Source organism: Bifidobacterium sp. LH_743, assembly GCF_056355775.1.
This window is the reverse complement of sequence record NZ_JBKESZ010000002.1, coordinates 218,478-240,884: the sequence shown is the minus strand read 5'-3', so window position 1 is coordinate 240,884 and position 22,407 is coordinate 218,478. Positions and strand designations below refer to the sequence as shown.

Here is a 22,407-nt window from a genome sequence, read left to right as displayed (position 1 = left end):
ATTGTTCAGGAGGCCTTGCGCAGGCTCGACGTGTCGAACACGTCCGCCCACATGGGCCCGGCGATGGGACGGATCAGGCGTGGATGCTCGTGTCCGATGCGCCAGATGCCGAAACCCTGGCCCAGGCGTGGGATCTGGTCGAGCTCGTCCTCGCTCAGATCGGGGATGAGACGGTTCAACAGGGGGATGTTCTCACCGCCCTGACGGTAGATGATCTTGGTCTCCATCAGATTCATCAGCTGTTCGACCTTGCCACGCAGTCCGGAACCGGCGGTGAACACCTGGGTCATGTCCGCGACGCCATGCACGATCAGCCATGTGGCGCACCCCCAATGGCCCGCGGAACGCTGCCGGGTCTGCAACGAGTCGACCAATTGCGGGTTCGACAGCAGATCCCACGCCTCCTCGCACACGATGATGCGGCGCAGTCCGTCACGCGCCTGCAGCAGGCGGTCGATCCACGAACTGACCGCCGCGGTGTACACGCGTTTCAACGTGGGATCCTGGAACACGGGACCGGACGTGTCGAACACGATGATCGGGGCGGCCGGATCCAACGTGATCGTGGACTCCTTGTCGAACATGCCGCTCATGGTGCCTCCCTCGACCATGGGGGAGAACACGCGTGCGGCCTCGCTGGCCTTCTCGCGCGCGAGATCACGGTAATGTTCGAAACCATGGATGTTCCGGTACACGCCATCGACCCAATCCCAGTCGGACAGACGGGCCACGGCCTTCTCCAACGTCATCGGGCCGGTGTCGTACGAGGCGATGAGCTGGTCGATCAGGGAGAGCATGTCCTTGTCCAACGGGAACGGACGGTCCGGCTCCTTCACGGCCTCGGCCAAGGCCATCATGGCGCTTTTCCTGCCCGAGAGGACCTCCTGGCGCAACGCGCGGCGATCCTCCTCGGATGTGAGGTGGGACATGTCGGGCATGGCGAACGGGTTCAGGTAATTGCCTTTGCCGGGGGAGACGACCTGGCCGCCGGGAATGGCCTGGGCGATGGCCTTCCATTCGCCCTGCCGGTCCGATTGGACGATGATGTTGCGTCCGAAACCGATCTCACGGACCGCGATGGTCTTCGCGCAATAGCTTTTGCCCTGGCCGCGCAGGCCACTGAAGAACAGGTCGGGGCTGGTGGTCATGTGCGCGTCGTACGTGCCCCAGCAGTCGAATTGGAACAGTTCGCGGGAGAGCGCGTCGATGCCGATGGGCGGTCCGGGAATCAACTGGGCGCCGGAACCGGCCACGAACGTGGTGAGCACGCCAGCCCGTCCCGTGCTGGTCTGATGCCATGGAATCAGGGGACGTTCGGCGAAATCCTTGGTGATCATGTCCAACGGGGAGGCCGAGCCCAACGGCAGCATGCCTTCCTCGTCACGCTGGCGGGCCTTGTACAGGCGTTTCGTCTGCTCGACCTGCTTCGACGCCAGCGAATACAGGCGTTGGCGCGCCTGCTCGACCGCGTCGCGGTCGGAACGTGAATACCGGTGGCGGGGGACACGCACCGTGCGTTCCGCGCCGTCACGCACACGCATGAGCCAATCGAGTTCTGGAATGGACAGTCTGGTCGGCGCGGGCACGAAACCCACCACGCCGACGCCACGGCGGGCCGGACGGCCGAGCCTGTGCCCGTCGTCCTCCAGCAACGGGACGAACGGGTCCGTGTCATCCCGCCCGTCCGACGGGACGTCATCGTCCAAATACTCGTCTTCGGTGTCCTCGACCGGCATGCTGCTCACTCCAAACCAAAAAACGCAGGGAAATGAAGCGGACGGCGGCCGGCGACAGGCCGGACACGCCGTCCGCTGGTGAAACGGGAGATGGTCTTCCGGATCACACGCTGTAACCAGCGTGGGCCATCAGGATGCCGGCCACGATCATCAGCGCGAAGCAGACGATGGCGAGCACGATGAACAGGGTGGCCTTGCCTTGACGGGCCTTACGTCCCATGGCGATCACCTTGTCCTTGGTCCTACGGCCCACGAAGGTGCTTTTCTGCTTGACGGCCAGATACACGACAGCCTCGTACAGGCATGAGGCGGCGAGGACCATCAGCACGAGGATGCAAAGAGTTGCAGCCATAAATCCTCCCTAAATTCGGACATGTCCGGGAACGAAATCTCTTACAGGAAATCCGTTCCCGGATAATCCACATGACATGACTGCGATATCAGACAGGGGGATTGGCGTGCCCATGCCGGTGCCGCCGTCGTTGATATGGAAGACGACGGTGATGACGGGCGGGGAGACGTCCCCGCTATTCCACATGGCGGGTGTCGGCAGGCCGGCTGATATCCGTGTCCGTGCGGGTATGGCGGATTTCTTCCATACTCCGGTCGGCGCGTGCCGCGCCGACGCACATGCTCCATGCCATCAGCAGGCCGAGGAGCCAGAAGACGGCGATGATGATGATTACGCCCATCGTGTTCCCTCCTTGCATCGGGGATTCTCGTTCCCTGTGCCGTTCTTTCCACATGCACCCCGTCCGATACCGTTACGGGGGTGATTGTGAGGGTGCGCGGCCGTGTGGGGACAGCTTTCCTTTTCAGTTCCCGACCGTCATTGGACGGGAAACATGCGGGACGCAAGTTATGGGATATGAGGATGAGGGACGAAAAAACGGCCGGAGCAGGGTCGGGAAACCTTGTATGGGTTTCCGTCGTCCTGTTCCGGCCGCCTGTTTGTTTGGAGGGGGAATCGGGTCAGCGCGTGCCGTGGCGTGCGGTCACGTCCATACGGCGGCGCTTCATGTCGAGCACGGTCCAGCCGATGCCGGTGAGGGCCACGGCCGCGAGGAGCATGCCGTTCGTGTTGGCGCCGGTGGACGCCATGACCTTGTCGGCCTTGGCGGCGGCGTCCGACGTGGCCTTCTCGCTGGTCTTCAGGCCGGTCTGCTCGACCTGTGGGCCGGAGACGGCGCCGGTCGAACCGGTGCCGTCGGTCTTGCCGGACGTGTTTTTGATCGCGGCGGCCAGCGCGGCCTGCGCCTTGTCGTAGTCGCTCTTGGCCTTCGCCTGCGTGGTCTTCGCGTCGGCGAGCTTGGCCTGCGCGTCCGCCAACGCCTGCTTGGCGGCGTCGAGGTCGGCTTGTGCCTTGTCGACGGCGGCCTGCGCCGTCTTGACCGCGTCGGTGTCCTTCGCGTCCTTCCGGGCCTGTTCGAGCTTGGCCTTCGCGGCCGTCAACGCCTGTTCGGCGTTCTTGACGTCGCTCTTGGCCTGTTCGACCTGCTTGGCGGCGTCATCGCGGGCCGTGGCGGCCTGCCGGTACGCCTCGGTCTTCGCGTCGAGGTCGTTCTGGGCGGCGGACAGTGCGTTCTCCGCGTCGGTCAGGATGCTGACACGCTCGTCGGCCTGGGCCTTGTCGGCCTGGGCCTTCCTCCCAGCGGGGACGCGTCCCCGGAATCCGGTACGGCCCGTTCCGATATCCCCGGTCCCAGCCGGGAGGGGAATATCGGACCAAGACCGTTCGGTCCCGTCCCCATACCCACGTGGAGCGGGAGAGATAATGCCGGATACCAGAATGGGGGTATGTGGGAATGAAAGACAGGGAGCGGACGCGGGTCCGGCCCCCTGTTGTCGGCCGAGCATGCGTCCACTCCCTGTCTCGGTGCGTTCCCGTCTAATGCCGGACGCGGCGCAGGCCCATGGCGAGTCCCGCGATGCCGACGGCCGTCATGCAGGCGATGAGGCTTTCAACGTCCACGCCGGTCGTGGCGAGGGTGTCGGACCGGCCGGTGCCGTCGGACGCGGATGCGGGGGCCGTCGCGGCCGTCGCCGTGGACGCGGCTGTTCCGGTGTCTGCCGACGGTGTGGATTGGCCGGTGCCGGTCGCGCCGGATGGAGCGGCCGGAGTGGCCGGCGTGTCCGCGCCGTCGGATGGGGTCGAAGGGATGGATGGCCTGTCGGTGGGAGCGGTGAGCTCGTGCACGTCGACGCCGCCGAAGTCACGCGTGTGGGAGTCGATCCGGTCGTCGATGAGGGCCTTGCCCCCGCTCGTGACCTCGTCCTTCGTGGAGGCGACGAACAGGACCGTGGCGCGCATGCCGCTATGCGGGTCGGTCACGTCGTAGCATGCGGCCGATCCGTCGTCCGAATGGTGGTAGCTCACGATCAGGCCGTCGTACCGGGAGACGTTCACGAAGGAGGACTTGTCCGTGGCCTTCCCGTCGAACGTGCCGTACATGACGTACGCGTCGCCCTTGGTGATGGTTCCGCCGTTGATGAGGGTTCGGCCAGTCGCGTCCTTGAAGAGCATGTTACCGGAGATTTCCAGTCCCTTCGCGGAGAAGGAGCGGTTGAGGTTCCCGTCGCGTTCGCAGGTCAGATCCAGGTCGATCCTGGTTTTGTCGTTTTCCAGGGTCAGGATCGTCCAGTCGTCCTGTGCGTATTGGAGTCGGCCGGATGTCTCGAGCCGCGCGTTGTCGGGGATGGCCGGTCCCGTCCAGGAGAGGCCGTACCAGTCCCGCCCGTCGTACCGGTGGCTGCCGTCCACGTGGATCATGGAGGCCAGGTCGGTCCGCTGGCCGTTGATGGTGAGCGTGGACGCGTCGAGCAGGTCGCGCACGTCGGCGGGAATGTCCGTCGTGCTGGTGGGCGCGTCTGTGGATGTGGATGTGGTGGCCGTGGTGGCGTCGTCCGCGAGGGCGGTCTGTGCCGTGAGCGTGATGGCGGGCGTGGCGAGTGTGATGGCGGCGAGCATGCCGGCCATTGGTCTGCTGATTCTCATTGGTGTTGTTCCTTGTGTTTTTTCGATTGGTCGTGGGAAATGAGGACGGGCGGGCGGGCTGGAGGATTCGATGTTCCTCCCTGGCCCGTCCGCCCGTTCCTGTCATGAGCCGGTCCGGCGGTCATGCCGGATCGGTGGGATCACTTGCCGGAGTGCGCGGCGTGGGTGCCGGCCGCGGTCCTGCGGCGTGCGCCCATGAGGGCCACTCCGACACTGCCGAGCGCGATGACGGCGAGCAGGATGCCCGCGATGGTCGCGCCGGTCTTGGCGAGGGTCTCGCGGTAGCCGTTCCAGTCGTCGGTGTTGGATTCGACGGTGGTGTCCTCGCATAGGGTCCTGTCGCCGACCTGGACCTGCTTCAGGCCGGTCGTGTCGTCGGCGTCGCCGTCGGTCTTCGTATCACCGTCGGCCGTGCCGTCGGTGGCGGTCTGGCCGTCACCGGTCTGATCGCCGTCGGCGGGCTGCTGGTCGCCGAGCTGGTCGGTGACGGGGCATTCGACGAGTGGCGTGCCGGTGACCTTCACGCGGTCGGTGTGCTTGCCGCCCATGGACACGCCCTTGAGGGTGCCGGTGATGATGGTGGAGTCGCCGGGCTTGAGGACGAGGGTGTCCCAGTTGTCCGGATACTTCAGGTCCACGACGTCGCCTTCGCCCGCGATGGTCTTGTCGATCATCTTGAGGTCCTTGGCGAGGTAGTACGCGCCCTCACCGGTCGAGGAGTCGACCTTGCTGGTGTTGGTGATCTTGAACGCGATCTCCTGGCTGTCGCCGAGCATCTTCAACGCGTCCTTCGGATCGTCGCGGTCGCCGGCCTGTTCGCCGGAGGCCACGTCGTACTTCTCGATGTGGATCGACGGGGTCATGTCCGGGGTGCGGGTCCACACGATGTTGGACGGCAGTTCCTTGTCGTTGAAGTATTCGGTGAACTGGTTCTCGATCCTCTCGCCGACCTTGAGGCGCTTGCACTGGATGTACGCGCGCCAGCCGTTCTCATGCTCGTTGTCCGCGGACACGAGACCGCGGTACAGGTCGGTCGCCTCGATGGTAACCTGGCCGTTCTCGTCCGCGGCCGCGGTGAACAGGTCGCCGCCGAACGTGGTGGAGTCGAAGCCGTTGCCGGCGAGCTTGTCGCCCTTCGCGGCGAGCACCTGGCCGTCCTTGTACAGGTCGCGGGAGGCGTAGACCGCCCACTGGCCGGTGTACTGGTCGAACTCGGTGTTCAGCGGGTCCACGATCCTCCACTGGTCGACCTCGGGGTAGGCGCGGTTGGCCGGGATGATGGAGCTGTCGAGCTGGTACAGGAACGTGCGGCCCTGGTACACGCTCTTGCCGTCGATGCTGTCGCCGGCGACCTTGATGGTCACGTCCTTGGCGGGGTTGATCGGCTTCAACGGGTTGGACACCTCGTTGGTCTCCCGGGTCAGGTCGTTGGTGATCTGGATGGCCTTGTTCTTGACCGTGTAGCCGTCCTCGACCTTGGAGACCTTGTACGGCATGACGACCTGGTATTCCTGGCCGAGAAGGTTCTGGTCGATGCTCGGATCCTTGAGCGGGTCGAGCGTGCGGGTGGAGTATTCCTTGAGGTCGGCCGGCTGCGGGTCGCCCTTCACGGTCTCGCCGGTCGCCGGAATCTCGGTATCCACGGTCTTCGCGAAGATGTAGGCGACACCATCCCTGATCTGGACGTTGAACTTGCCGGTCACGTCCTGGCCCTTGGAGTCGAGCACTTCGATCTTGGACTCGTCGATGTCGAGGTATTCCTCGTCGAAGTCGTCGACGATGCCGAGACGCTGCACCTTGTAGGCGGTGGAGTCCTTGGAGATGTTCTTAGCGTCCAGGGTGATGACGTAGCTGCCGGTGTCGCCGAGCAGGAGGGTCCTGCCGTCGATGGAGACGGTGCGGTCCTTGCTGGACACGTCCTCCTTCTTCGGGGTGAGTTCCGGCGGCGTGTTGTACACCCTGTTGGACGGGGTGAGCGAATTGTTCAGGGTCAGGCCCCACTGGTTGCCGACCTTGTGGTCGGTCGGCGCCTGCTTGGAGACGGTGCCCTCGAAGCGGACCAGAACGCTCGGGTTCGTGCCCTTGCCCCAGTTCGCCTTCACGTACTCGTCATCGAAGTCGAGACGGAAGGCGTGGGATTCGTCGTCCCACTTGGTCGTGTACCGCTTCTTCGAGATGGTCTTGCCGGTCGACAGGTCGCGGACCTCGAGGGTCTGCTTGTCCGGCTCGAGGTACTTGTCGAACGTGTCGGTCACGGCCACGTCGGTCACGTCGTACGCGAGGTTCTCGGGCAGTTTCGGCTGGGTGGTCAGCTGGTATTCGACCTTCTGGCCGGGGAACACGACCTTGCCCTGCACGCTGTCCTGATCGCCGCCCTGGCTGGCCTCGGACACGACGTCCTTCTTGACCGGCGGCACGTAACCGCAGATGTACGGCTCGTTCGTGTCGATCCTGTGGTCGTTGACGGTCTCCGCGCCGGAGTTGGTGAGCTTCACGCCGGAGGACGGGTCGTCGCAGAACGTGAGCTCGTCGCCCGCGGCCTTCTTGAAGTCCTCACGGACCTGGCCCGCGCCCTTGCCGTTGGCGAAGTTCGTCTCGCCGGGGATGAGCATGGTGATCTGGCGTGCGCTCTTCAAGCCCTTGAGGGTCTTCAGATAGGAGGCCTTGGCGGTCGCGGTCGCGGTGGTGCCGTTGAGCGTGATGTCGAACTGGTCGGTCACGTCCTTGCCGGTGTTGGCGATGTCGTTCGCGCTGGTCTGCCGTTCGGTGGCGACGTCCTTCTGGTAGACGCGGATCTCGCTCTTGTCGCTGGTCGCGTCGAACAGGTAGTCGGCCTTGGCCCAGTCGTCGGTCAGTTCGACCTTGGTCGGAGCCTGGACCAGGTCCGCGGCGATGGTGCCGTTGACCACGGACGCGACGGCGCTGTGGTCGAGGAACGTCATGGTGTCGGCTCCGGTACGGTTGGTGCGTTCCGGGTCGACGACCGCTGACCACTTGCCGTCCGCGCCCTTGATGATCCAGCTCTTGTCCGGGTTCGGACGCCAGGTCGGGAAGTCATGGCCGTCGGTCTTCTGCTCGGTCTTGTTCCACCAGACCGTGGCCTCGTCGTGGATCTTGCTGAAGTCGGGCCTGTTCACGGTGATATCGAAGCTGAACTCGTACTCGTGGTCCAAAGGCATTTCGCCCTTGTCGGCGGTGCGCACCGCGGTGACGGTGTTCGCGGTCTTGTCCCAGTTGACGGTGAACTCGCCGCTCACGTCCCTGCCGTCGGTCTTGTCGACGAGCTTGTAGTTGGACACCTCGTAGTTCACGCCGTTCGGGGTGATGGTGTCCTTGAACGTCATCTCCCAGCCGCCCTTGCCGGTGCCGGACGTGATGACGGTCCTGTTGACCATGCGGGACGCGCTGGTGCCCTTGTCGATGGATTTCTTCGGCGGGGTCGGCGGAGTGTCGGGCACGGTGATCGTCTCGGACGCCTCGCGGTCGGTCGTGTCGACCGCGTCGGACAGGCCGCCCTGCTTGGCGACCTTGATGTCGAACCAGTAGTTGCCGTGCTGCCAGTGGTCCATGCCCAGGTCGGAGGGCTTGAACTCCGGGGTGTCCGTGTCGCCGTTGTTCTTCATGGTGAACGTCTTGGACGCGCTCTTGGAGGGCAGGTATCCGTCGGGATGCCCGTCGTAGTTGAGGATCACGGTCGCGTTCAGGTTCTCGCTGATGCCGCTACCGCCATTGTCGGCCTTAACGGTGTCGTGGACCGGGTCGGTGCTGCCGTCCACGAGTTTCGCGGACTGCTGCTGCGTGGTCACGGTCAGCTTGTAGTTCGGCGGCGCGGGCTGGTACTTGTCGAGCGCGATGACCACGATGCTGGCCGTGTCGGAAATATAATTCTCCATGATCTTGTCCACGCTCATGGACGGATCGTCGTCAAACGCGGTGGAGGTCTTATAGTGACGAGATCCGGCGTAGTTGTAGTCACCTGGTGCGACGTACTTGTTCCAGTTGTCCTTCCACACGCTCTTGCTGTAGTGGCCGGACCCGTCCCACACGCTGGTGGTCGTGCCGTTGCCCGCGACCGCGCCGACCGCGACGACGCGGCAGTCGCCGTCGCCCTCGCCCGGATGGCGCTGCTTGAATCCAGCCTCGCACCGGTCGTTCGCGTCCTTCAACGCTCCCGCGGCCTTGCCGTCCGAATCGTCCATCGTCACGCCCGCCGCGGCCATGGCCGCGCTCACGCTGGCGATCTTGGTCGCCGGACCCCATGAACCGTCCGCCGAATCCTTGTACTGCCAGAATTGCAGGGCCGCGCCGCTGCCACCGTCGATGCCGGGCCTGTTGCCGCCCTCGCCGCCGGCGTACGCGGTGCCGGCGGTCAGCCCGCCGGCCAACGTGGCCGCGGCCGTCAGCAGCGCCAACGCCTTCCTCCGTTTGTTATTGGTGGAACCCAATGTTCCTCTCCTTTCAGAGATTCTGCCTGCAGATACGCCCCCTGCCTATGCGGACTGGGGACGGGACCGTGGGAACGCGCGTTCGCTCACCGTCCGAGTCCTTCACGCGCACGGCCCGGAACAATGGACGATATGGACTCGGGGGTGCCGGAGGCATGAAAAGAGGCCGTCCCACGGATGTTCGCGGAACGGCCCTGAAAGAAGAAAAGGAGCCGACTGGCTTAATGCTGGATCGGGATGGAACAATCCTCCAAGCTACAGGCGCCTGGATCACCGTGTCCGCCGCTGACCGGCCCCGACCAGCCGGACCCACCGGACGATGCGCCGGACGAGGAGCCCACCGAACCCGAGGACACGCCGGCCGAGCCCGAACCCGTGTTGGAATACGAGTAGCCACCCGCCGAACCCGACGACCGGGCGCCCGAATAGGACGGCGTGTACGTGTACGACTGCGCCTGCTGTTGCGCCTGCGCCGCCGCCGCGGCGGCCTGCGCCTGGGCCTCCTGTTCGGCCTTCGCCTTCGCGGCGGCCTCGGCGTCCGCCTTCTCCTTCGCCGTCTTCGACTCGTCCACCGCCTTCACGGCCTTGGCGATCGCGTCGGCGTCGCGGGCCTTGACGGCCTTCGCCAACGCCTCGCGGGTCTTATTGTCCTGGACCTTCCCGTCCGTCGCCTTGTACAACGCGTCCGCATCATCGACGGTCTTGTCGAGCTTCGACGTTTCGACCGCCTTGACCGCCGCCTCCAACGCCTTCGTATCCGACTTGACGTCCTTGGCCGCCTTGGACGCCCTGGCGGCGGCCGCGTCCAGGTCGGCGGCCTTCGACGCGTCGCACTCGGCCATGGCCGGCAGGTCCGCCTTGGACGCCCTGGACAGCGCATCGACGGTCCTCAAATCCTTCACGGTCTTGGCGTCCGTTTTCAACGCGGCCACGGTATCATCCGCGGCGAGCAGCGCCCCGTACGCTTTCACGGCTTTCGACTGGTCCGCCACGGCCGACTGGCATGCCTGGCGCGCCACCGACACCCGATGGCCCTCGTACGCCCGGTGGGCGCACACGCCGCCCACGGCCAATACGACGGCGGCCGCCGCGGCCACGCCGATCACGACCGGCCTACGGTTCCTCCTGGCCGGATTGTCGTCCGTGCCGGCCGGCGGGATGGCGGCCGGGACAGTGTTCTTCTCTTCCATGATGGTTCTCCTTGATGTCTTTCCGATATGCTCATACTACCCACATAACCCCCTGACAATATCGGCAGGGGAGAGTCATGGGTTTTCGGTCTGGCGGCCCGGAAGGAACGTCCGCCCGTGGAGTTCGGAATCCGGGAAACGGTTGTGGATGGAAAACAGGAGTCGCGGGACGCCATGCATGCGCTCCTTCTCCTTGGCGACGTTCAAGCCCGACCCTCCCGCGAAAAAAGAAGGGGCGTCGAACCAACGCCCCTTCGGAAGCGGACGGCAAGTCTTTTTACAGTCTTCTGCGTGACTTGACGCACCCCTTGTCAGGGAGGATGAACGGCTTCGGCCCGTTCCGGCCATCTGGTCCAGCCGCTGGACGAGACGTCCCGCTATCGCGGATGACGCGGCCATCGTCATCGGACGCCTGCGGCAGCATGCCATCTGTTCCGGACCCGAAACCCCGCCCACGACCAAAACGGGGTCGGGTTTCAAGGTCCATGCGATCCTATTCACGGACCATGGACGAATCCATCCGTGCACGTTCTCGGCCGTACCGTCCATCCCGCTTGCGAAACGGCAGCCCGCCATTCTTATGAAAACCCAGGCAGAGGGACCGGCCGACTCCATATAAGATGGCTCTGTCAAGGCCGGAGAAAGGCGCCGTCCGATGTGAGGATGGGACCGGCCGGACGGAACCGAACGCAAGGAGAAGGACATGGCAGGCAGGAACAGGAAATCGAGGCAACGCAAGGAAGCGCTTTCCGTCCAGCGTCTCATCAACGAAGTGTTGGTGCAAACACTGGGCATTCCATCCCATAACATCGTCAACGACGCGGCCTTCAGCCGTTACACGGATTCCCGGAGACCGGACATCCTCATTTCCAATGCCGCCTATCTGAACAATCCCGGCGACATGCGGAACGAAGAGGATTTCATCAACAACCTCATCTGCTATGCCGAGGCCAAGGATATCAGCTGCAAAGTGGGCGACGCCGACTGGAAGGACGCCATCCGGCAAGGCCAAGAGAAAGCGCCCAAGCTTGGGTTGGCGTATTTCGCGGTGACGAACTGCTCCATCACATACTTCTACAACCTCGACGGGCAACGGCTCTCCCTGAACGGGAACCCCATCACGGAATTCCAGACCATGGACGTCATGCGCATCATGAAGCGGGCGACCGACGAGAACCACGCCACGACCGACATCGACATGGGTGTGGATTCGCTGACCGCGGTCAGCGAAGCGGTGTTCAACGCCAAGCTCTGGCAGTTGAAGAACATCTACCGGGGCATCGACTTCGAGAACAACATGAGGAAGATCGATTTCACCATCGGTTTGATCTCCATGGAATACTATGAGGAAAAAGCCATCATGGACAACACCTACGACGAAAACCTCGTCTGGTGGTCCAAGGCCAGAAGCGAGAAATCCGGAGCGCAGGTCGCGGGCGACATGCTGGCCTACATCAGCCGTCTCGTCGATGACGCCTCCGACTTCAAGGAATTCTCCGAACCCGTGAAAGTGGTCGAATCCAGCATCCGCGGAGTCAACCCGCTGGTCAAGCCCGAACAGCTCAAAGAGGTCTACGGGGTGATCGACTCGATGAGACCCCTGCACGGCACGGGCTTCGACCTGTTCGGCGCCGTGTACGAGGCGTTCGCCAACTCCAAGGAGAAGAAGGATTTCGGCGAATACTTCACCCGCCGCCATTACACGCACATCTTCGCCAAGCTGCTGCTCAAAGGCAGGGACATCTACGACGAGGCCCGCGAGTTCACCATCATCGACCCGTTCTGCGGTACGGGAGGAATGCTCACCGAAGCATACAAGGTGCTGCGCGGCAACTACAGGGACAGCGGCACCTACGATGGCAAGGCAAGGGACTTCCTGTCCCGCAAATGCTTCTACGGAGTGGATCTGAGAAGCGAGAACGCCTCTCGATCCAAACTGAACATGTTCCTCGTCGGCGATGGCCACAACCACATCTACAGCGACGACTCCCTCGTTCCCCGCAAGGCCGAGGGGAAGAGAATACTCATGGACGACTCCTACGATTACGTCATCACCAATCCTCCCTACGGGCAGGGAACCATTCCGGCCGATACGGTGTTCGTCACCAGCAAGCGAATGGAGGTCGCCGCCATCTGCCGTGTCATCGACCTTCTGAAGATAGGCGGGAAGGCGTGCATCGTGACTCCTGACGGAGTCCTGGAGAATCCCACGTTCAAAAGCTTCCGCGAGGAATTGATGCTCACCTGCGAGATCCAGGCGGTCATATCGCTGCCGAAGTTCGCGTTCGCGCCGTACACCAAGGAAAAGACCTACGCGCTGTTCCTCCGCAAACGCTACGACCGGTTCCGGGTCGGCACGTCGGAGAGCGAAAAGGACGAGAACAAGAAGGACGAAGACCTCCGCAGCCGTCGCCGCCAGAACGGGAAATTCCAAACGACGCCCATCTGGATGTACATCGTGGACAACGACGGCTATGCCAACTCGGACAAACGTTATCCGACCGGACTGCGGGACGAGAACCAGAACTGGCTTCACAACGAGGTCTCGGCATGGGTGGATAGAAACGGGAACGAACATGTCTCGCAACTCGAGGAACGCTGGGACACGCGTTACGACGACAGCACGACCCAAGGCACGACATGGTTCGGGGACAAAGGCAGCTATGTGACCGAACGAAAAGGCGGCAACATCCCCATCCAGACCATCAAGGACGACCCGTATTACACGCTTCTGCCGGAGCATCGCCTCCGACCATACGATCCGCTCTTCGTCACTCCGGACGAATACGCTTCGGAGTTCGCCGACATACGGGATTCGTTGGCTGAAATAGCCGCATCCGACGAGCATGGAACCATTACCCCCCCCCATGAAGGCGGAGCCTGGCAGGCTCGCGGCATCCCCGTGAAGGACGTTCTGGACTGCATGAGCGGCAACAGCGGCCTCACCGAAGAACTCATCTACAGCATGAGCCTCCTCAAAGGCGACAAGTACGAAGTGCTGACCGCCTCCACCACCGGGGACACCGCGATGGGCTACATCACGCCATGCCCCATCACCAAAGACGGCAGGACAAAACGGATGAAGGTGTTCGAGAACAAGGACGGTCTGCTGGTCATCCGCAAGGGCAAGGCCGGAAGCACCCGATACCTGCCGAAGGGCAGGTACACCATCAATGACGATGCCTACATTCTGTCGGTCAGGAGCGGATGCCCATACAAAGTCGATCTGAGGTGGCTGGCATTGGCCTACAGGTCGCAGTTCCTGGCCTATGCGTCGAACTCGGACAACGGCACCTGGAACATGACCGGTTTCTTCGACAACGTGACCTTGGACATTCCAGCGGAGTCCGAACAGAAACGACTGGTCCAGCTGGTCAATGAGGCACAGAGGTGCGAAGACCTGCTGCTGGCCGTCCAGCAGAAGCTCGACGGCCTGCTTAAGAAGGAAATCGATCTGCCCACATCCTTGTGCGATAACTAGAATCCGGTTTTCATGGATCCTTTGGGATTCATGCAAAAACGCATATGAGCCCTATGGCCAATCCACACAGGGCTCATATCTCCGGCCCTCCACGCCGTCGGACACCTGCGGCCGCACGCTTGCCGTACCGTCGTCTCGCGGCTTCGGCGGTGACGCCGAGCGCACGTCCGATGGCGCTCCACGACCGGCGACGACCGCCTTGATCCCACGGTCGACGCCGGTAGTCCAACCGCCGCAGTTCCCGTGACGGGTCATAGCGTGGGTCGAGCGTCGGATCACCCGGCGCCGGCTCGTCCATGGCCTCCATCTCGGCCGCGACCTCGCATCCATACGCGGACAATGCCTCCCGCTCGGACTCGGGAAGATCCTCGAACCTCATCGCAATCCCTCCTTCCGCAGGCCCTTAAAGGCCATATCATAGGCTCCTGCCATGCGTGCGGACGAACAGGTACGCCCAGACCAGAAGATTCATGACCTGCGCCACCAGCAGAATCACATCCACGCCGGAAACAGTGCCGGTCCAACCATCCCGTACGCGCATGAGCCCATGACCCAACCCGTACGAGTAGGCGAGCACGCCGATCCACCCGGCCAACCGGCACACCGAATCGCGCCGCCGTTGTTCTTCCGAACGTCGACGGGAACCGGACGGGATCATGTATGGTCCGACCAGCCGGACGCACGCCACGAGATTCAACACGCATACAAGGCTTTTCAACAGGTTCACCCAATTCACTGAATGTCTCCTTCCCACCATCCGGCGCTTCGCCCGCACCATCCACAGCCTGTTTTCAGGACATGTCTTCCGATGGCCCATCCATTCCACGTCTTTCGAGCATCGATACCACGTCGTATAACGTCACATTCCCGGACCATCGAAACATGTCGGATCGGAGGCCGAGGGCATGATGGAAGGATCAGGGTCGGGAAGAGTCTCGGGCTCGGATGGCTCCGGCCTGGACGGGAAACCCACGGCGGGATGCAATCCCCGCCACGCCTCCACGAACGCATGCTCGTACCGGTAGTCGCAGACCCGGCGATGGTAGTCATGGAAACCCTCCGGCGCGACGGTGAGACCATGCGACATGGAGGGTATGGAGTCGAGAAGATCATGGAAGGAACGTGGATCGTATCTTTCCATGAAGCGATCCAACGCCTTCGTGCATTCCCCGTCCTGACCGGACATGATGTACTTCAAGGGGGCGATGGGAGCGCCCTTGCCGGGGAACTTCACCAGCCAATCGCAGCCCTTCCAGACAAGTCCTATCTTCCGCCCGGCGTTTCCACCGTAGAATTGTCCGGATGGCTCGCATGCTTCAAAATCATGGATGTCGATCATAAGGCTCATTCTAATGGAATCGACCAGTCGGGATAGGGTCCATCGGCTTGGTTCCAGGATCATTCCGAGTCGATGGATGCCGCCGGCCTTTCTCCTTCACAGTCCTGCGTTTTCGCGCACCTGGCCCATCAGATCCTCCAACGTGGCCGTGACGGATTCCGAGTCATCCGTATCGTTCACGGCCTGTTCGGCCTGGGACAGGGTATCCATGAGACGGGTACGCAGGTACGGGACCGTCAAGTCCATGCCGTCGATCCGTTCAAGCAGGCTCCGCGCCTCGTCGATGTCCTTGCCCAGCCGGTCCTTGTTCTCCCTGGCCGCCTGTTTCGCCGCACGCCGATCGTACGCGCGGGCGAACCTGTCGACCCGCTTCGACTGTTTCGCATACCCGCGCGCCTCCTGCTCCGCCTTGCGCGCGTTCTCCTCGAGCCGGCTGTTCCTCTGACCAGCGTCGCAGTCGATGGACACGGTTTTGTCGACCTGCCGCAATGATTCGTATTCACGTTTCTGCCGTGCGGTCAACGACCGGGTGTCGATGCTTTTGAACCTGGCATCCACGTGTTCGTTCAACCGTTCACGCGCCTGGCCCATCTCCATGACCGCGTTCTCGCAGGCCGAGGCGAGCTGGTGCCGGTGGACGCTCATGTTCGACTCCGTGATGACCAGGCCGATGCTCACGACCGCGACCACGAGCGTGCAGACGGCGAGGATGACGACGCCTTTCCTGGACAAAGGCATCCGACCGGCATGGTCTCCGCTGCCGTCATCCCAACCGATATCATCCTCATTATCGCCGTCGTCCCGCGCGAACGGATTCCAGTCGGGACCCACACCATCATGAACGTTCCCGTTGTCATGGATCATGGGAATGACCTCCTCGAAAAAAGACGAAGGCCATCCGTCGAACCGCCCGTTTCAAAATGGAGAGAAGGACCACGAGCCATAAAAGTCCGACGGATGACCATCCCCGCCGGCAGGGATGGAAAGGGGATGTTCCCTTTTCCGGCGGGTTCGTTCATCACTGCCTCACGGCAGGACGGTGACGCCGGAGGAGAACCCCAGAGGGTAGGGGGAGACAAGCCGGACATCGCCGTCGATACCACCACGTGGACACCGTCCGATAACGGCCGATACCGGAAAAGGCGTGGAAAAAGCGTGGCGGGAACCCAGGGGAACAGGTTCCCGCCACGCCCGAAAGGAGGAAGACGTGTCAGTCGGCGATACGACGACGCACGCCCATCACACCGCCCGCGACCGCGACGGCGGCCATGACGGCGAGCAGGCTCTCGGCGCCCACGCCGGTCTTGGCGAGGTTCGTGTCGGAGGACTGCGCCGCCGTCGGAACATCCACGGTCTTGGTGGAATCCTGACCGGCCGCGGCGTCATCGCCGGACGGGGCCGATGGAGTGGACGGAGCGGCCGAACCGTTATCAGCGTCATCGGTCTTGCCCGGATCGGACGGGGTCGTCTTGAACGGGTCATGGTCAAGCGTGGTGAACGTGTAGGACACGGTCTTGCCGGACTTCGTGCCCGTGAACGTCAGCACCTCGGTGTCATGGTCGTCCGCGTTGGTTTCGACGCCGTCCTTGTACCAAGTGGTCTTATGGCCGGTCTGGGTCTTGCCGTTCACGCCGGTATAGGAGAACAGGGCATCCTCCGACGGAATGTTCCCACTGGTGCGGATCAACTGTCCGGCGGCGCCCCTGACGTTCAGATACAGGGTCTTCGAAGCGTCGAAGATGTTCGCGGTGTCATCCTGCACGCCCGCGTCAAGGACCTTGAACACGCCGGTCAGGTACGCCTTCTCCTCATCGGTGAAACCGGCGAGCGGACCGGCCTCGTCGGTCTTGCCCGGATCGGACGGGGCTGACGGGGTGGAGGTTTCGGCGAACGTGTAGCCGATGACGTCCTTGCCGTCCGGATCGGACACGGTGATGATCACGCCGGCCGTGTTGGACTTGGCCTTGGCGGTCCATCCGGCCGGAACGCCGGACAATTCCACCTTCGCGCCGGAAGCGATCCGGTACGGGCCGGACTGGTCCGGCCTGAACGCGTCGAGGGTCTTGCCGTCGACGGTGGCCTTCACTCCCGCCAGATCCTTCACGTCGTACTTGCCGTCCTTGTTCACATCACCCTTCTTGGTGGTGCCCGCGGTTGAGGTCCTCTTGTAGTTGAAGTGGTAGGTGATGGTGTAGCCGGAGGCCTTGGCCACCACGTCGGTGCCGGAAGCCACGTCCTTGGAAGTGATGTACTTAGCGAAATCGGAAGGCACGTTCGCCAGAGTGACCTTCGCGTTGTCCGGAATCGCGGTGCCGCCGTGCATCGGATAGGACACCTCGGCCTTCTTCGTCGTCAGAAGCTTGGTCGCGTCGATGCCCTTCATGTAATCGAAGTCCTTGTATTCCTTCCCGTTGACAAGGACCTTGACCTGGGCCGCGGCGGCCAGGAAGTCGTTGACCGACGGTTCGGACGCCGCCGGAACGGCGTCACCGGTCGCCAATGCGAACGCGCTGGTGGAGACGGTCAGGACCGGAGCGGCGGACAATGCGACGCCCAGGGCCACGGCGGTGGCCTTCCTCATGTTTTCCTTCTTCATGTTTTCCTTTCAAAGGATCGGTATGCATATGCACGGAAACCCCGGCGAGGGGAGATTCCAACCAATCCCACATGTCCCGGTTGAAACCACAGCCGATAAGGAACCGGGGGAGCGGCAAGACGGAAACCTATCCCAGCACGTCGGACGCCACAATCCGTCGGAGTCCGGCGCATGTTACCGGGATCCGAATGGTTCCTGGACAGCGGACAGAACATGTACGCGGTCTCGTCATAGTCCGCGACTCCAGGAACCGACGCGGCGTAATGCCGGCCATACGGATTGGCCGACCGGCTTCCGTCAGTCCTTTTGAACAGGTTGCAGATCAGGATCGGATTGCCGCACGCCGGACAGACCGCGAAATACGAGGGATGCCCGCCCCGCATCTGCACGAAAGGTGGCCTCCGGTTCGTTTCCCGTCGATCCTTGTCGACATCCTCCGCCACGATACAGCTCCTTGTCTTTATTCGCTATGCCCCACATGCATTGCAAAGAATCGGCCACGATAGGACGCCGTTCCTTACCAATTCCTGTTGCACTCTTCAACCACGGAAACCTATCCCAGCACGTCGGCGGCCATGGCCGACAGACGATGGTTCTCATGCCAATCAGGCATGTTCAATATGCGGCTGAACCATACCGGATCCGTGTGAACGACAAGATCGGAACCTAACGGTTTTCCCTCGACGTTGACACCCAATAAAAACGTTTCCGTCAAACGATCGTTCACGACCCGCGCCTTTCTGGCCCCCAGAACGAAGCCGACGTCAACGAAACGCGAGGTCTTGATCCGTAGGTACGAATCGGAGAATCCCGAAGGCTCCAAGAATATTCCGTCCGCGGCGGCCAAACGGGAAGCGAGCGGCGAGTCCTTCGACACGCATTGCCCATACAGGGTTTCCTGGGGGAGACCGAAGAACAACATCTGAGGCAGATTATGGTATGTGGAGCCGTAGTTCAACCATCCCTTGTCATTCCGCCAGACAGTAAGCGCACGTCGCAGACTCTTGATTCCGAGAAGAAGCCCGGAGCTTTCCCTCCACGCGTATTCCACCCGGTCGAACCGGTCCCTCATGATCCGGTACAAGGCCTGGCCGGTCGGATTGGACGGCTTGCGTTTCCCGTCCGTTCTCCAATATCCGGGATCGGAGAACGGACAGGACAGGTAGGCGTCCTCGTCATATACGGCCACGCCCGGCACGTCATGTCCGATATGCCGCCCATATGGGCGATGGGGAAGGGAATCCTGCTGGCGTCGCAGCAGGCCGATCAGCTGAATCGGATTGTCGCATTCGGGACAGACCGCGTAGAAGGATTTCACGCCACCACTATCGACGACATACGGTTTTCTCTCCCTGGTCGCGAGATAGAAGTTCTCTTCATTGATCATGAGCGCCTTGCCTTCACCCACATGAGTCTTGAATACGTCCATGGGAACCTCCGACAGATAAACCGATATCGGTCTTCATCGTATGGAGTGTTCCATTGAATTTCCATCAGTATCTGTTCGATACCCGTACCCACCATTCCGGTGGGAGGGGTGGCACCGCGCCCTCATGTTCGGCGAACGCGAGCATGGAAAGCACCGTGGTCAATCCCATGCCGAACTCACGGCCACCCTGCCGCAGAAGGAACACGTAATCCTCCGTGCAGTCGTCGCAATCCATATGGTCGATAATCTCCTTGCGCGCCAGACGCGCCCGCTCCACCTTGTCGATATCCTCCGCCATGATCCAACTCCTTGTCTTTTAGGAATCACTCCGCTTTTCCACGCGCGTCACCAAGGATTGACGGCAATAAGGCACAGCTTCCGAAACATTCCACTCCATCCACACCAACCATCCTGCCGCCGCATGGAATCGGATATCCAATGGCAAGACGACGGCCTGCGATAGGAAAACAGCGTAATCGCAGCCAAACAATTGTGGTACAATTAATTCCATGATTATCTTCGACCCTAAATCGGCCTACAAGCATTTCGATGAGGACCGACTTGACGAGGACGGGATACGCAAGGCTATGGCGCATCCGGAATGGATCGCGCTCATCGACCCGGCCGACCCGACCATCCCGCCCGGAACGTCCGGCAACATGGTGGCGCTCGTCATATGACTACGCCATCCCGGCGCGTTGGACGACGACCTGATAGAAGTGCTGGCTCGGCCGCAGGGACGTGACATGCTCGTGTTCCACGTCGAGCATCTGACCGACAAATGGCGTACCTACTGGATGGAATGGAGACAAGGGAAATGACCGACATCTACGAACGACTGGCGGACGAGAACGAGCCCGCCCCCGCGACGGCTCCGATCGCGCAGCTCACGGGCGATCAGGCATCGGAGCTGATGGCCTCGCTCATGGCCGAGGATTCCGACGCCACCGCGATTCTCGCCGCAATGGCCGGACCAGGCCGGCCGACGGCCAACGAGAAACGGGAGAAGAGCGTGCAGGAACGCTTCCGTGTCCCGGTCTCATGGAGTTCCTATATAGAGCATGCGGCGATACGTGATGGTTTCAACAACAAAAGCAAGTATCTGAAGGCCCTCATCATCCAGGATGCCCGCGCGCATCATGAAGAGCACCGCTTGCGGGCCGTGTGACGGAACCGATACAGGAAAGGGAACGGTTCGTGACGATTCCAAGTCGCGGACCGCTCCCTTTCCCATTCCTGTTGTACTCTTCAACCATGGAAAGCTATCCCAGCACGTCGGCGGCCATGGCCGACAGACGATGGTTCTCATGCCAATCAGGCATGTTCAATATGCGGCTGAACCATTCCGGATCCGTACGAACCTGGATGAAACAGCCGATCTGACGTCCCTCATGCAACAGGCATAGCGGGAAGTATTCGACCATGTGCTCGCCGTCCTTCCGTTTGGATGGAGGGCCGAGCGTGAACGTGACGTTGGTGAAACGCGTGGTGGAGACGCGAACGTATTCCTCGGAAAAATCCACGGGTTCCAGTCTGATGTCGTCGAGAGTGGAAAGAGCCGCAGCGACCGGACCATCCTTGGACACGCATTGGCCGTACAGGTCCTGTTCCGGCGATCCCATGAACAACATCTGCGGAAGGTTGCAGTAGGTGGAATCGTAATTCAGCCATGCCTTGTCGTTCCGCCAAAGGGTCAACGCCCTGCGCAGTCTCTTGATGCCAAGGCGTATTCCCGAAGCGCGTCTCCACGCGTATTCCACCCGGTCGAAACGGTCCCTCATGATCCGGTACAGGGCCAATGCCGTGGGATTGGACGGGGGACGACGCGAACCGGGGTCACGATGATATCCCGGATTCGAATACGAGCATTCCAGATACGCCGTCTCGTCATATACGGCCACTCCAGGCACGTCATGCCCGACGTGTTTTCCATACGGGCGTCGATGACCGGCATCCAGTTCGCGACGGTTCAACCCGATCAATTGGATTGGATTGTCACATTCGGGACAGACCGCGTAGAACGTCCTATGCCCATCCCGTTCGACCACATACGGTTCCATGCCTTTGGTCTCCATGAAATAATTCTCCCTGCTGATGGCGATGGCCCTGCCCTCGCCGACATGGATCTTGAACACATCCATACGACACCTCCGATGGAACCGATATTGGTTCCAATCGTAGCGCCGTACGATATCGAGGAAATGGTTCTGACACCGTTAGTATCTCCTGGATACCTTCAGCCACCATTCCGCCGGCAGCTCGGGCACCGCGCCCTCATGTTCGGCGAACGCGAGCATGGAAAGCACCGTGGTCAATCCCATGCCGAACTCACGGCCATCCTGCCGCAGAAGGAACACGTAATCCTCCGTGCAGTCGTCGCAATCCATATGGTCGATAATCTCCTTGCGCGCCAGACGCGCCCGCTCCACCTTGTCGACATCCTCCGCCACGCTTCAGCTCCTTACTATCATTCACTATGCTTTCTCACATGCGTCACTGAAAAGCAACCGCGATAGGATACGGATCCCGAAACAAGCCCATCCATTAGGACCTGCAACGATTAATTAATGCCATGCCGGCGCATGGAACGACAATCTGATAGCTTCCGGTTTTTCATACTCCCGGCCCTTATCATTTATCAGCCTTCACGTTGGCAACTGGCAGGACGAACGGCCCGCCATCCGAATCCTCGCAATAATTCGCCACCACGGTGACCGGCGACTTGTCACATAGGAGGAACATCTGGTTCAACGTCACACTGGCGCCGGGAAGCAACGTCACATTCCGTTCCCAACCCCGCAGATAATCGGCCTCGGGTCCTGACCGGTCGATGGCGATGCCATGCTGGAAGGCGCGCAACTGGTTGGCGCCGAAACCACAAAACTCGTCGGACCGGTTCGTCACACGGTAATGCACGATGAGTTTCCCCCGATGGACACGATAGGACAACACGTCCACGGCCGACCACTCGGATTCGAACCGGTGGGACACGTTGACGAACCCGCGTCCCGCACGCGCACGGGCCTCGACCCAGCCGAACGGACAATCCTTTAAAGCCAACCAGGCGAAAAGCAGCACAATAAGAGCCACGAGGACAGAACCGAGGATGCTAAAAGGCCCCGCGGCCACCCAAAGCTCATGGAACTGATGGAACATGCTCATTGCAATCGTTTCCTTTCGGATTACAGTATCGGTT

At 61.8% G+C, this 22,407-nt stretch carries 20 protein-coding genes; 3 read left to right on the top strand and 17 right to left on the bottom strand.

Features of this window, described 5'->3' with window-relative positions; all coding sequences use genetic code 11:
• Positions 1 to 5 precede the first annotated feature (5 nt).
• The 7 genes from AC1ATL_RS04235 to AC1ATL_RS04205 all read right to left on the bottom strand — a co-directional run bounded on the left by AC1ATL_RS04235 (position 6) and on the right by AC1ATL_RS04205 (position 10,366).
• The gene (locus AC1ATL_RS04235; protein ID WP_476568725.1) at positions 6 to 1,736 is read right to left on the bottom strand and encodes an ATP-binding protein; all 1,731 of its coding nucleotides are present in this window, start codon (positions 1,734 to 1,736) and stop codon (positions 6 to 8) included.
• Between the two features lie 103 nt (positions 1,737 to 1,839).
• Positions 1,840 to 2,088 carry a hypothetical protein gene (locus AC1ATL_RS04230; RefSeq protein ID WP_476568723.1) on the bottom strand — a complete coding sequence of 83 codons (249 nt, stop codon included), beginning with the start codon at positions 2,086 to 2,088 and terminating at the stop codon, positions 1,840 to 1,842.
• 175 nt (positions 2,089 to 2,263) lie between these two features.
• On the bottom strand, positions 2,264 to 2,428 hold the full coding sequence (locus AC1ATL_RS04225; RefSeq protein WP_204442758.1) for a hypothetical protein: 165 nt from the start codon (positions 2,426 to 2,428) through the stop codon (positions 2,264 to 2,266).
• A 280-nt stretch (positions 2,429 to 2,708) separates the two neighbouring features.
• The gene (locus AC1ATL_RS04220) at positions 2,709 to 3,593 is read right to left on the bottom strand and encodes a hypothetical protein (RefSeq protein ID WP_476568721.1); all 885 of its coding nucleotides are present in this window, start codon (positions 3,591 to 3,593) and stop codon (positions 2,709 to 2,711) included.
• A gap of 31 nt (positions 3,594 to 3,624) precedes the next feature.
• Positions 3,625 to 4,731: a hypothetical protein gene (locus AC1ATL_RS04215; RefSeq protein ID WP_476568719.1), complete on the bottom strand. Its 1,107-nt coding sequence runs from the start codon at positions 4,729 to 4,731 to the stop codon at positions 3,625 to 3,627.
• A 140-nt stretch (positions 4,732 to 4,871) separates the two neighbouring features.
• On the bottom strand, positions 4,872 to 9,176 hold the full coding sequence (locus AC1ATL_RS04210; RefSeq protein ID WP_476568717.1) for an LPXTG cell wall anchor domain-containing protein: 4,305 nt from the start codon (positions 9,174 to 9,176) through the stop codon (positions 4,872 to 4,874).
• 221 nt (positions 9,177 to 9,397) lie between these two features.
• Positions 9,398 to 10,366, bottom strand: coding sequence for a hypothetical protein (locus AC1ATL_RS04205; RefSeq protein WP_476568715.1), 969 nt, complete (start codon positions 10,364 to 10,366; stop codon positions 9,398 to 9,400).
• Positions 10,367 to 11,069: 703 nt separating this feature from the next.
• Between AC1ATL_RS04205 and AC1ATL_RS04200 the strand changes: the two genes are divergently transcribed.
• Entirely contained in the window at positions 11,070 to 13,847 is a 2,778-nt protein-coding gene (locus AC1ATL_RS04200; RefSeq protein ID WP_476568713.1) for an N-6 DNA methylase, read from the top strand.
• 73 nt (positions 13,848 to 13,920) lie between these two features.
• On the opposite strand, the gene AC1ATL_RS04195 is transcribed toward AC1ATL_RS04200, so the two are convergent.
• From AC1ATL_RS04195 to AC1ATL_RS04165, 7 genes are all read right to left on the bottom strand, one after another.
• Positions 13,921 to 14,226, bottom strand: a complete 306-nt coding sequence (locus AC1ATL_RS04195; RefSeq protein ID WP_204442767.1) for a hypothetical protein — start codon at positions 14,224 to 14,226, stop codon at positions 13,921 to 13,923.
• A 36-nt stretch (positions 14,227 to 14,262) separates the two neighbouring features.
• A complete protein-coding gene (locus tag AC1ATL_RS04190; protein ID WP_204442768.1) occupies positions 14,263 to 14,583 on the bottom strand; it encodes a hypothetical protein in 321 nt (106 codons plus the stop codon).
• A 123-nt stretch (positions 14,584 to 14,706) separates the two neighbouring features.
• Positions 14,707 to 15,186 (bottom strand): hypothetical protein, encoded by a 480-nt coding sequence (locus tag AC1ATL_RS04185; RefSeq protein WP_476568711.1) that lies wholly within the window; start codon positions 15,184 to 15,186, stop codon positions 14,707 to 14,709.
• A gap of 96 nt (positions 15,187 to 15,282) precedes the next feature.
• The gene (locus AC1ATL_RS04180) at positions 15,283 to 16,050 is read right to left on the bottom strand and encodes a hypothetical protein (protein ID WP_476568709.1); all 768 of its coding nucleotides are present in this window, start codon (positions 16,048 to 16,050) and stop codon (positions 15,283 to 15,285) included.
• A 346-nt stretch (positions 16,051 to 16,396) separates the two neighbouring features.
• On the bottom strand, positions 16,397 to 17,782 hold the full coding sequence (locus AC1ATL_RS04175) for a hypothetical protein (RefSeq protein WP_476568707.1): 1,386 nt from the start codon (positions 17,780 to 17,782) through the stop codon (positions 16,397 to 16,399).
• Between the two features lie 553 nt (positions 17,783 to 18,335).
• Entirely contained in the window at positions 18,336 to 19,211 is an 876-nt protein-coding gene (locus AC1ATL_RS04170) for a hypothetical protein (protein WP_278653102.1), read from the bottom strand.
• Positions 19,212 to 19,275: 64 nt separating this feature from the next.
• Positions 19,276 to 19,509, bottom strand: a complete 234-nt coding sequence (locus AC1ATL_RS04165; protein ID WP_278653104.1) for a hypothetical protein — start codon at positions 19,507 to 19,509, stop codon at positions 19,276 to 19,278.
• Between the two features lie 211 nt (positions 19,510 to 19,720).
• Here AC1ATL_RS04165 and AC1ATL_RS04160 point away from each other — a divergent pair, with 211 nt between their 5' ends.
• Positions 19,721 to 19,891, top strand: coding sequence for a hypothetical protein (locus tag AC1ATL_RS04160; protein ID WP_476568704.1), 171 nt, complete (start codon positions 19,721 to 19,723; stop codon positions 19,889 to 19,891).
• 137 nt (positions 19,892 to 20,028) lie between these two features.
• The gene (locus tag AC1ATL_RS04155) at positions 20,029 to 20,379 is read left to right on the top strand and encodes a toxin-antitoxin system protein (RefSeq protein WP_227561695.1); all 351 of its coding nucleotides are present in this window, start codon (positions 20,029 to 20,031) and stop codon (positions 20,377 to 20,379) included.
• Between the two features lie 94 nt (positions 20,380 to 20,473).
• On the opposite strand, the gene AC1ATL_RS04150 is transcribed toward AC1ATL_RS04155, so the two are convergent.
• From AC1ATL_RS04150 to AC1ATL_RS04140, 3 genes are all read right to left on the bottom strand, one after another.
• Complete coding sequence (locus tag AC1ATL_RS04150) at positions 20,474 to 21,352, bottom strand: hypothetical protein (protein WP_055054436.1); 879 nt, start codon at positions 21,350 to 21,352, stop codon at positions 20,474 to 20,476.
• 75 nt (positions 21,353 to 21,427) lie between these two features.
• Entirely contained in the window at positions 21,428 to 21,661 is a 234-nt protein-coding gene (locus AC1ATL_RS04145; protein WP_476568702.1) for a hypothetical protein, read from the bottom strand.
• Positions 21,662 to 21,842: 181 nt separating this feature from the next.
• Entirely contained in the window at positions 21,843 to 22,373 is a 531-nt protein-coding gene (locus AC1ATL_RS04140; RefSeq protein ID WP_204442858.1) for a DUF4352 domain-containing protein, read from the bottom strand.
• Positions 22,374 to 22,407 lie beyond the last annotated feature (34 nt).